Raw genomic sequence first — 10480 nt, 5'->3', positions numbered from 1 at the left:
GAGCCCGAGGGCGGCGGGGAGGCCGCGGCACTGCGCCGGCGGCTGCTGGTCAGCGGCGCGCTGGCGGTGCCGGTCGTCCTGCTGTCCATGGTCCCCGCGCTCCAGTTCGACAACTGGCAGTGGCTCTCGCTGGTCCTGGCCGCGCCCGTCGTGGTCTGGGGCGGGTTCCCCTTCCACAAGGCGGCCTGGACCAACGCCCGGCACGGCGCAGCCACCATGGACACCCTGGTCTCGATCGGCACGCTGGCCGCGTTCGGCTGGTCCCTGTGGGCCCTGTTCCTGGGCACGGCCGGGATGCCCCACATGCGGCACGCGTTCACCCTCACCGTCTCCCGCGCCGACGGCGCGTCACAGATCTACCTGGAGGCGGCGGCCGGGGTGACGGTGTTCCTCCTGGCCGGGCGCTGGCTGGAGGCCCGGTCCAAGCGGAAGGCGGGCGCCGCGCTGCGGGCGCTGCTGGAGCTGGGCGCCAAGGACGTGGCCGTACTGCGCGACGGCCGCGAGGTACGCGTACCGGTCGCCCGGCTGGCGGTCGGCGACCGTTTCGTCGTCCGCCCCGGGGAGAAGATCGCCACGGACGGCACGGTGACCGAGGGTTCCTCCGCCGTGGACGCGTCGATGCTCACCGGCGAGTCGGTGCCGGTGGACGTGGCCGTGGGCGACGCCGTGGCCGGGGCGACCGTCAATGTCTCGGGGCGGCTGGTCGTCGAGGCCGCCCGGGTGGGCGCGGACACACAGCTCGCGCGGATGGCGCGGCTCGTGGAGGACGCGCAGAACGGCAAGGCGGAGGTGCAGCGCCTCGCCGACCGGATCTCCGGGGTCTTCGTGCCCGTGGTCCTGCTGATCGCCCTCGGCACGCTGGCCGTCTGGCTGGCGGCCACCGGTGACGTCACGGCCGCGTTCACCGCCGCCGTGGCCGTACTGATCATCGCTTGCCCGTGCGCCCTGGGCCTGGCCACGCCGACCGCGCTCATGGTCGGTACGGGCCGGGGCGCCCAGCTCGGCATCCTGATCAAGGGGCCGGAGGTGCTGGAGTCCACCCGGCGGGTGGACACGGTCGTGCTGGACAAGACGGGGACGGTCACGACGGGCCGGATGGGCCTGCACGACACGGTCCCGGCGGAGGGCACGGACGCGCGCGAACTCCTGCGGTACGCGGGGGCCCTGGAGCACTCCTCCGAGCACCCCGTGGCACAGGCCGTCGCCGCCGGTGCCGCCGAACGCACGGGCGAGCTGCCCGCCGCCGAGCACTTCGAGAACGTACCCGGCCTCGGCGTCCGCGGCCTGGTCGAGGGGCACGAGGTGCTGGTGGGCCGGGAGGCGCTGCTGAGCGAGGCGGGGATCGAGCTGCCCGCCCGGCTGGCGGAGGCCCTGACCGCCGCGCGCGCCGGGGGCCGCACGGCGGTGGCGGTCGCCTGGGACGGGGCGGCACGCGGTGTCGTCTCGGTCGCCGACACGGTCAAGGAGACCAGCGCGGAGGCGGTGGCGGAACTGCGGGCGCTGGGCCTGCGGCCCGTGCTGCTGACCGGCGACCACCGGGCCGTCGCGGAGTCCGTCGCCCGCGCGGTCGGCATCGACGAGGTGATCGCCGAGGTGCTGCCGCAGGACAAGGTGGCCGTGGTCCGGCGGCTCCAGGGCGAGGGCCGCACGGTCGCGATGGTGGGCGACGGCGTCAACGACGCGGCCGCCCTGGCCACCGCCGACCTGGGGCTGGCCATGGGCACCGGCACGGACGCCGCCATGGAGGCGGGCGACCTCACCCTCGTCCGGGGCGACCTGAGGGTGGCGGCGGACGCGATCCGGCTCGCGCGCCGGACCCTGGCCACCATCAAGGGCAACCTCTTCTGGGCGTTCGGCTACAACGTCGCCGCCCTCCCGCTCGCGGCGGCCGGGCTGCTCAACCCGATGATCGCCGGGGCCGCGATGGCGTTCTCCTCGGTGTTCGTCGTGACCAACAGCCTGCGGCTGCGCCGGTTCACCTGAAGACCCGGCCGAAGGCCCGGCCGGAGGCCTAGCCGGAGGTCCGGTCGAACTCGGCCGGAATCATTCCATCCGGGCTTCATTCATTCGCATGTCGTCCACATAAGCGACACAACACCCACACATTTAGCCCCTTGCCCTTTTATGTCCAGTTATGGCCGGAGACCTAGATCACAGCGAAAACAAGGTAACCATTGCGGGGGGTCGTGGGTCTAACCAGGCAGTGCTGGATCGTCTTGGGGGACGGTACCGGCCACGCGTGGCCGGGGCACGTACACCGGGGAGCTTTGAGCGGCCCTCCCGTCGGTACGCGTCCCGGCAGATCGCGTCGGCTCCGCGCACCGCGGCTCCCGGCCGGATCCCGTGGGGGGAATCCGTACCGGGATACAGGAAAGCGCCCCGCTCCGACCCGTGGGGGGATCGGCAGCGGGGCGCTTTTCGCTGCGTTCACGACAGGCCTTCACGACATGCCTCGTTCACGACAGACGGCACATGGGCATGGGAAAGGGCGCACCCCTCGGGGTGCGCCCTTTCCCATGCCTCAGGCGGTGCCGCTACGGCATCAGGCCCGCTCGGGCAGGTCGCGCTCGACGACGCCCGTGTAGATCTGGCGCGGGCGGCCGATGCGGGAACCCGGCTCCTTGATCATCTCGTGCCACTGGGCGATCCAGCCGGGGAGCCGGCCGAGCGCGAAGAGCACGGTGAACATCTCGCTCGGGAAGCCCATGGCCCGGTAGATCAGACCCGTGTAGAAGTCCACGTTCGGGTAGAGGTTGCGCGAGACGAAGTAGTCGTCGGAGAGCGCGTGCTCCTCCAGCTTCAGCGCGATGTCCAGCAGCTCGTCGGACTTGCCGAGCGCGGAGAGGACATCGTGCGCCGCCGCCTTGATGATCTTCGCCCGGGGGTCGAAGCTCTTGTAGACGCGGTGGCCGAAGCCCATCAGCCGGACGCCGTCCTCCTTGTTCTTCACCTTGCGGATGAAGGCGTCGACGTCGCCACCGGCGGCCTGGATGCCCTCCAGCATCTCCAGGACGGCCTGGTTGGCACCGCCGTGCAGGGGGCCCCACAGGGCGTTGATGCCCGCGGAGATCGACGCGAAGAGGTTGGCCTGCGAGGAGCCGACCAGACGCACGGTCGAGGTCGAACAGTTCTGCTCGTGGTCCGCGTGCAGGATCAGCAGCTTGTCCAGGGCGCTGACGACGACGGGGTCCAGCTCGAACTCGGCGGCGGGCACCGAGAAGGTCATGCGCAGGAAGTTCTCGACGTAGCCGAGGTCGTTGCGCGGGTAGACGATCGGGTGGCCGATCGACTTCTTGTACGCGTACGCGGCGATCGTCGGCAGCTTGGCGAGCAGCCGGATCGTCGAGAGGTGGCGCTGCTTCTCGTCGAACGGGTTGTGGCTGTCCTGGTAGAAGGTGGACAGCGCGCTGACCACGGACGACAGCATGGCCATCGGGTGGGCGTCACGCGGGAAGCCGTCGAAGAACCGCTTGACGTCCTCGTGCAGCAGGGTGTGCTGGGTGATCTCGCCCTGGAAGGTGGCGAGCTCCTCGGTGCTCGGCAGCTCACCGTTGATCAGCAGGAAGGCCGTCTCCAGGAAGGAGCTGCGCTCGGCCAGCTGCTCGATCGGGTAGCCGCGGTAGCGCAGGATGCCCTGCTCGCCGTCGAGGTAGGTGATCGCGGATTTGTACGCGGCGGTGTTGCCGTAACCGGAGTCGAGGGTCACCAGACCGGTCTGGGCGCGGAGCTTGCCGATATCGAAGCCCTTGTCGCCGACGGTGCTGTCGACCACCGGGTAGGTGTACTCACTGTCCCCGTACCGCAGTACTACAGAGTTGTCGCTCACGTCATCCCTCACCGACGTTGTGCCTCTTCTTCGAGGTGCCCTGACTACCCCTACCTTCCCCCATTTGGACGATGCACGTGCACTCGGGGTCGGCCATAGGGCCTAAAGACGGCACTCAGTGCCGCCCAGCCTCGCCATACTGCCCCGTTCCTCCCGGTTGGTAAACCGTCTGGAGACGAACGCCACCTTCCCCCGGCCCTCTAGCCACCCTCCGGACCGTCCCCGGCGGGCCGCGGGCCACCGCCGAGCCGGTGGTCCAGCGCGGTGCACCGGCGCCCCGCCGACACCGTGCGTACGGCCTGTCCGAGGGCCTTGCGCGAGCCCACCAGCACCACCAGGCGTTTCGCCCGGGTTACGGCGGTATAGAGGAGATTGCGCTGAAGCATCATCCAGGCCCCGGTGGTGACCGGGATCACCACCGCGGGGTACTCGCTGCCCTGCGAGCGATGGATGGTCACCGCGTAGGCGTGGGCGAGTTCGTCCAGTTCGTCGAAGTCGTAGTCGACCTCCTCGTCCTCGTCGGTGCGCACGGTGAGCTTCTGCTCGACGGCGTCCAGGGCGGTGACCACGCCGACGGTGCCGTTGAAGACGCCGTTCGCGCCCTTCTCGTAGTTGTTGCGGATCTGGGTGACCTTGTCGCCGACACGGAAGACCCGGCCGCCGAAACGGCGCTCCGGCAGGTCGGGGCGGGCGGGCGTGATCGCCTGCTGGAGCAGCCCGTTGAGGGTGCCCGCGCCCGCCGGTCCGCGGTGCATGGGGGCCAGCACCTGGATGTCCCGCCGGGGGTCCAGGCCGAACTTCGCGGGGATGCGCCGCGCGGCCACCTCCACGGTGAGCCTGCCCGCCGCCTCGGTGTCCTCCTCGGCGAAGAGGAAGAAGTCCGGCAGCCCCTGAGTGATGGGCTGGGCGCCGGAATTGATGCGGTGTGCGTTGGTGACCACGCCGGACTGCTGCGCCTGCCGGAAGATCCGGGTGAGCCGCACGGCGGGCACGGGGCTGCCGGGGGCGAGGAGGTCGCGCAGCACCTCGCCCGCGCCGACGGACGGCAGCTGGTCCACGTCGCCGACGAGCAGCAAGTGGGCTCCCGGCGGCACGGCCTTGACGAGCTTGTTGGCCAGCAGCAGGTCGAGCATCGACGCCTCGTCGACGACGACCAGGTCGGCGTCCAGCGGCCGGTCCCGGTCGTACGCGGCGTCGCCGCCGGGCTTGAGCTCCAGGAGGCGGTGCACGGTGGACGCCTCGGCGCCGGTGAGCTCGGAGAGCCGCTTGGCGGCCCGGCCCGTGGGGGCGGCGAGCACGACCTTGGCCTTCTTGGCACGGGCCAGCTCCACGACCGACCGCACGGTGAAGGACTTGCCGCAGCCGGGGCCGCCGGTGAGGACCGCGACCCGGCTGGAGAGCGCCAGCCTGACGGCCTGTTGCTGCTCGGGGGCGAGCTCGGCGCCGGTGCGCCCGGCGAGCCAGGACAGGGCCTTGTCCCAGTCGACGTCCTGGAAGGCGGCCAGCCGGTCCTCCTCCGTCCGCAGCAGCCGCCCGATCTGGGCGGCGAGGGAGAGTTCGGCCCGGTGGAAGGGGATCAGATAGACGGCGGTGACGGGCTCGCCGTCCGGGCCGGGGACGCGCTCGCGGACCACGCCCTCCTCGTCGGCGGCCAGTTCGCCGAGGCAGTCGATGACGAGCCCGGTGTCCACCTGGAGCAGCTTGACCGCGTCCGCGATGAGCCGCTCCTCGGGGAGGAAGCAGTGCCCCTGGTCGGTGGACTGGGAAAGGGCGTACTGCAGACCGGCCTTGACGCGCTCCGGGCTGTCGTGCGGGATGCCGACGGCCTGGGCGATGCGGTCGGCGGTCAGGAAGCCGATGCCCCAGACGTCGGCGGCGAGCCGGTAGGGCTGATTGCGGGTCACGGAGATGGAGGCGTCGCCGTACTTCTTGTAGATGCGCACGGCGATGGAGGTGGAGACGCCGACGCCCTGCAGGAAGACCATGACCTCCTTGATGGCCTTCTGCTCCTCCCAGGCGGCACCGATCATCTTCGTGCGCTTGGGCCCCAGGCCGGGCACCTCGATCAGGCGCCCGGGCTCCTTCTCGATGACCTCCAGGGTGGCGGTGCCGAAGTGCTCGGTGATCCGGTCGGCGATGCGCGGGCCGATCCCCTTGATCAGGCCCGAGCCGAGGTAGCGGCGGATGCCCTGGACGGTGGCGGGCAGGAGCGTCCGGTAGTTCTCCACGGTGAACTGGCGGCCGTACTGCGGGTGGGAGCCCCAGCGGCCCTCCATCCGCAGCGACTCCCCCGGCTGGGCGCCGAGCAGCGCGCCGACGACCGTGAGGAGGTCACCGCTGCCGCGGCCGGTGTCGACCCGGGCGACGGTGTAGCCGCTCTCCTCGTTGGCGTAGGTGATCCGCTCCAGGACCCCTTCCACCACTGCCATGTTCGCCATGCCCCGAAGGTACCGCCCGGCTGCGACAGCCGTTCGGGGCCTGTGGATAACTCCCCGTACCCGCAGGTGAAAAGCCTCGGCAGGACTCCGGGGACGGGAGCCCGGGATATGCCGGGGACATGCCGAGGGGCCCGGTCCGACGACCGGGCCCCTCGGGCTCCCCCCTGTAATACCGGCTTCCTCCGAAATCCCCCCGGATCCCTCCCCAGGAAGCCCGTGACTGGTACGACCCTCCGCACAGCGAAAGGGTTGCACCCTCTTCAAGGAGTTATCGTTCCGTTATCAAATCCGGGAACGATCAGAAGCCCGTTACCGCGGGTACCCCCAAGACATACCGCTGGTAGCGGTCCAGGACCTCCGTCAGGACCGCGGTGCCGTCCCGCGCCCACAGCCCCGGATTGAAGATCTCCGCCTCGACCGGCCCCCGGTACCCGACGGCGTCGACCCGCGCCAGGAACGCCCTCAGGTCCACACAGCCGTCCCCGAGCTGGCCCCGCCCGAGCAGCACCCCTTCCGGCAGCGGGGTGACCCAGTCGGCGAGCTGGCAGGCCGCGATCCGGCCGGCCGCCCCGGCACGGGCGAGCTGGCCGTCCAGCGCGTCGTCGTCCCACCAGAGGTGATAGCTGTCGACCGCCACGCCCACCTGTTCGAAGGGGAACCGTTCGGCCAGGTCGAGGGCCTGACGGAGGGTCGACACGACGCAGCGGTCGGCCGCGTACATCGGATGCAGCGGCTCGACGGCGAGCCGGACCCCGTGCCCCGCCGCGTACGGGCCGAGCTCGGCGAGGGCGTCCGCGATCCGCTCGCGCGCCCCGCACAGATCACGGCTGCCCGGGGGCAGCCCGCCCGAGACCAGGACAAGCGTGCCGGTGCCGAGCGCGGCCGCCTCCCGGACGGCCGCCTTGTTGTCGGCCAGCGCAGCGGCCCGCCCGGCGGCGTCCGCGGCGGTCAGGAATCCCCCGCGGCACAGGCTGCTGACGGCCAGTCCGGCGTCGCGCACCAGCCGCGCCGCCGCCTCCGTCCCGTACGCGCGGACGGGCTCCCGCCACAGCCCGACCCACCGCACCCCGGCCGCCGCACAGCCCGCCACGAGCTCGGGCAGGGACCACTGCCGCACAGTCTGCTGATTGAGGCTGAACCGCGCGAGGCCGGCCTCGGCACCGGGGCCCGTCACGGCGTCACCCCGTGCAGGGCCAGCAGCCGTGCCATACGGGCCTCGGCGAGCTCCGGGTCGGGGAACAGCCCCAGACCGTCGGCCAGTTCGTAGGCGCGCGCCAGGTGCGGCAGGGAGCGCGCGGCGTGCAGCCCGCCCGCCATCGTGAAGTGGTCCTGGTGGCCCGCCAGCCAGGCCAGCAGGACGACACCCGCGCGGTACGCGCGCGTAGGAGGCTCGAAAAGGTGCCGGGACAGCGGCACGGCCGGTTCCAGCAGCTCCCGGAAGCCCCGCCGGTCGCCCGCGTCCAGCCTGCGCACGGCATGCGCGGCCAGCGGCCCCAGTGGGTCGAAAACACCCAGCAGAGCGTCGCTGTGGCCGTCGGTGTCCCCTTCGATCAGCCCGGGGTAGTTCAGGTCGTCACCCGTGTAGCAGCGGACTCCCGCGGGCAGCCGCGCGCGCAGTCCCCGCTCACGTGCCGCGTCCAGCAGCGACACCTTCACCCCGTCGACCTTGTCCGGGCGGTCGGCGACGATGTCCAGCAGCGTCCCGGCCGCCACGTCGGGATCCGCGCTCCCCCAGTACCCCTCCAGGGCCGGGTCGAACATCGGCCCGAGCCAGTGCAGGATCACGGGCCGGGCCGACTGCCGCAGCAGCCGCCCGTAGACCTCGCGGTACGCGTCAGGCCCGGCGGCCACGGCGGCGAGCGCGCGGGAGGCCAGCAGGACCGGCTGCGCGCCCTGCGCCTCCACCAGGGCGAGCTGCTCCTCGTACGCGGCCGTGACGTCCGCCAGGGTGCCGTACGGCGGCGCGAGGTGGTCCGTGCCCGCGCCGCAGGCGATACGGCCGCCGACGGCCCGCGCCTCCGCGGCGGAGCGCCGGATCAGCTCGGCGGCCTGCGGCCAGTCCAGGCCCGCGCCGCGCTGCGCCGTGTCCATCGCCTCGGCGACCGCCAGACCGTGCGCCCACAGATGACGGCGGAAGGCCAGGGTCGCGCCCCAGTCGAGGTCGGCGGGCCCGTACGGCGTGGTGTTGCCGAACGGGTCGGCCACGACGTGCGCGGCGGCGAACACCGTGCGCGAGACCGGTGGCCCGCCCCTGCCGAGCTCCAGGGGACGCGTACAGGGCGTGTACGCGCGCAGCGCCCCGGAGGCGTCGGGCAGGCGGATCACGGCCGTTCCCATGCCGACGGGTCGGCGAGCGGATCGGCGTACTGCCTGCGGCCGGTCCGCGCGGACGTCCGGGCGAGGAGCCCGAGCCGCACGCCCCGCGCGCCCGCGTCCAGCCCGAAGCGCCAGGGCTCGTCCAGGGCCACGTGCCGCAGGAAGAGCTCCCACTGGGCCTTGAAGGCGTTCCCGAACTCCTCGTTGTCCGGCACCTCCTGCCACTGGGCGCGAAAATCGTCGGCAGAGGGAACATCGGGGTTCCACACGGGACGCGGGGTGGTCGCACGGTGCTGTACGCGGCAGTGCCGCAGCCCGGCGACGGCGGAGCCCTCCGTTCCGTCCACCTGGAACTCCAGCAGCTCGTCCCTGTGCACCCGCACCGCCCAGGAGGAGTTGAGCTGCGCGACGACGCCGCCCTCCAGTTCGAGGATCGCGTAGACGGCGTCGTCGGCCCGTGCCTCGTACGGCTTGCCCTGCTCGTCCCAGCGGCGCGGAATGTGGGTGGCCAGATGTGCCTGTACGGACGTGACAGGGCCGAACAGCTCGCGCAGGACGTACTCCCAGTGCGGGAACATGTCGGCGGTGATGCCGCAGTCGTCGTCCCTGTAGTTCCAGGAGGGGCGCTGCGCGGGCTGCCCGTCGCCCTCGAACACCCAGTAGCCGAACTCCCCGCGCACGGACAGCACCCGGCCGAAGAAGCCGCTGTCCAGCAGCCGCTTGAGCTTGCGGATGCCCGGGAGGAACAGCTTGTCCTGGACGACCCCGTGTTTCACGCCCGCCGCGACGGCCTGCTGGTGGAGGACGAGGGCGCCGCCGTGGTCGAGTGCCGTCGGCTTCTCGCAATAGACGTGCTTGCCCGCCGCGATGGCCTTGTGCAGGGCGCTTTCCCGCGCCGCGGTGTGCTGTGCGTCGAAGTAGACGTCGACCGCCGGGTCGGACAAGACGGTGTCGAGATCGGTGCTCCAGGCGTCCAGCCCGTACCGCTGGGCGAGCGCCCGGAGTCTGTCCGCGCTGCGGCCCACGAGGACCGGCTCGGGCCACAGCCTGGTGCCGGTGCCGTCACCGACGTCGATGCCGCCCTGCTCGCGCAGGGCGAGCACGGAACGGACGAGGTGCTGGTGGTGCCCCATGCGGCCGGTGACGCCGTTCATGGCGATCCGCAGGGTTCTGGTCCCGCTTCCGGTTTCCGTACCGCTCACCCCCTTCTGCCGTACCGGAAGCATTTCCCGTACGGCAGCGGGGAACGCGCTCCCCATGAAACTCGCCTTCTCCACGCTCGGCGTGCCCGGTCTGCCCGTCCCCGAAGTGGTGCGGCTCGCCCGTGCGCACGGCTACGACGGCGTCGAACTACGGGCCCATCCGGAGGAGCCCCTGCACCCCGGGACGGACGCCCGCGGGAGAGCCGCGGCGGCCGGGGAGTTCGCGGACGCGGGCGTCACGCCGCTGGCTGTCGCCGGGTACGTCGAGGTGGCCTCCCCCGCGCCGGACGACACCGTCCTCGACGACCTCGCCGCGCTCGTCCGGCTCGCGGGCGACCTCGGCGCGCGGTACGCGCGGGTCTTCCCCGGCGGCGGCGAACGCCCCACCGAGGAGGCCGACGCCGTCGCCGCCCGGCGGCTGGGCGCGGTGGCCCCGCTGGCGGCCGACCTGGGCGTGCACGTCCTGCTGGAAACACACGACTCGCACCGCAGGGGCGTGGACGCGGCGCGCGTCCTGGGCCCCGTCGGCCACCCGAACGTGGGCGCGCTGTGGGACGTCCTCCACACGTGGCTCGGCGGCGAGGACCCGTCGGTCACGTTCCCTGTGCTGGCGCCGCACCTCGGCTACGTCCAGGTCAAGGACGTGACCTCGGCGGACGACCTCACGCCGGTGGCACTGGGGGCGGGGGTGCTGCCGC

General features: G+C 72.3%; 7 protein-coding genes. 2 read left to right on the top strand and 5 right to left on the bottom strand.

Going from position 1 to position 10480, the window contains the following annotated elements; all coding sequences use genetic code 11:
• Positions 1 to 1983, top strand: a 1983-nt coding sequence (locus K6I34_RS22210; protein ID WP_229328084.1) for a copper-translocating P-type ATPase, incomplete at its 5' end; no start/stop codon positions are given.
• A gap of 559 nt (positions 1984 to 2542) precedes the next feature.
• Here the strand turns inward: K6I34_RS22210 and K6I34_RS22205 are convergent.
• The 5 genes from K6I34_RS22205 to K6I34_RS22185 all read right to left on the bottom strand — a co-directional run bounded on the left by K6I34_RS22205 (position 2543) and on the right by K6I34_RS22185 (position 9806).
• Complete coding sequence (locus tag K6I34_RS22205; protein WP_229328083.1) at positions 2543 to 3826, bottom strand: citrate synthase; 1284 nt, start codon at positions 3824 to 3826, stop codon at positions 2543 to 2545.
• Between the two features lie 200 nt (positions 3827 to 4026).
• Positions 4027 to 6264: an ATP-dependent RecD-like DNA helicase gene (locus tag K6I34_RS22200; RefSeq protein WP_229328082.1), complete on the bottom strand. Its 2238-nt coding sequence runs from the start codon at positions 6262 to 6264 to the stop codon at positions 4027 to 4029.
• A gap of 298 nt (positions 6265 to 6562) precedes the next feature.
• Positions 6563 to 7438 (bottom strand): sugar phosphate isomerase/epimerase, encoded by an 876-nt coding sequence (locus K6I34_RS22195; RefSeq protein ID WP_229328081.1) that lies wholly within the window; start codon positions 7436 to 7438, stop codon positions 6563 to 6565.
• Positions 7435 to 8589, bottom strand: coding sequence for a dihydrodipicolinate synthase family protein (locus K6I34_RS22190; protein ID WP_229328080.1), 1155 nt, complete (start codon positions 8587 to 8589; stop codon positions 7435 to 7437). Before K6I34_RS22190 ends, K6I34_RS22195 begins: the two co-directional genes overlap by 4 nt.
• Complete coding sequence (locus K6I34_RS22185; protein ID WP_229328085.1) at positions 8586 to 9806, bottom strand: Gfo/Idh/MocA family protein; 1221 nt, start codon at positions 9804 to 9806, stop codon at positions 8586 to 8588. Before K6I34_RS22185 ends, K6I34_RS22190 begins: the two co-directional genes overlap by 4 nt.
• A gap of 31 nt (positions 9807 to 9837) precedes the next feature.
• On the opposite strand from K6I34_RS22185, the gene K6I34_RS22180 reads away from it, so the two are divergent.
• A partial coding sequence (locus K6I34_RS22180) for a sugar phosphate isomerase/epimerase (protein ID WP_229328079.1) occupies positions 9838 to 10480 on the top strand: 643 nt, incomplete at its 3' end.

Origin of the sequence: Streptomyces sp. UNOC14_S4, assembly GCF_020740835.1 — a bacterium.
GTDB lineage: Bacteria > Actinomycetota > Actinomycetes > Streptomycetales > Streptomycetaceae > Streptomyces.
This window is presented reverse-complemented; position numbering and strand designations above follow the sequence as displayed.

Excerpts from the sequence above, each read along its gene's own strand:
- K6I34_RS22185 (WP_229328085.1), bottom strand. The coding sequence starts at position 9,806 with ATGCTTCCGGTACGGCAGAAGGGGGTGAGCGGTACGGAAACCGGAAGC.
- K6I34_RS22200 (WP_229328082.1), bottom strand. The coding sequence starts at position 6,264 with ATGGCGAACATGGCAGTGGTGGAAGGGGTCCTGGAGCGGATCACCTAC.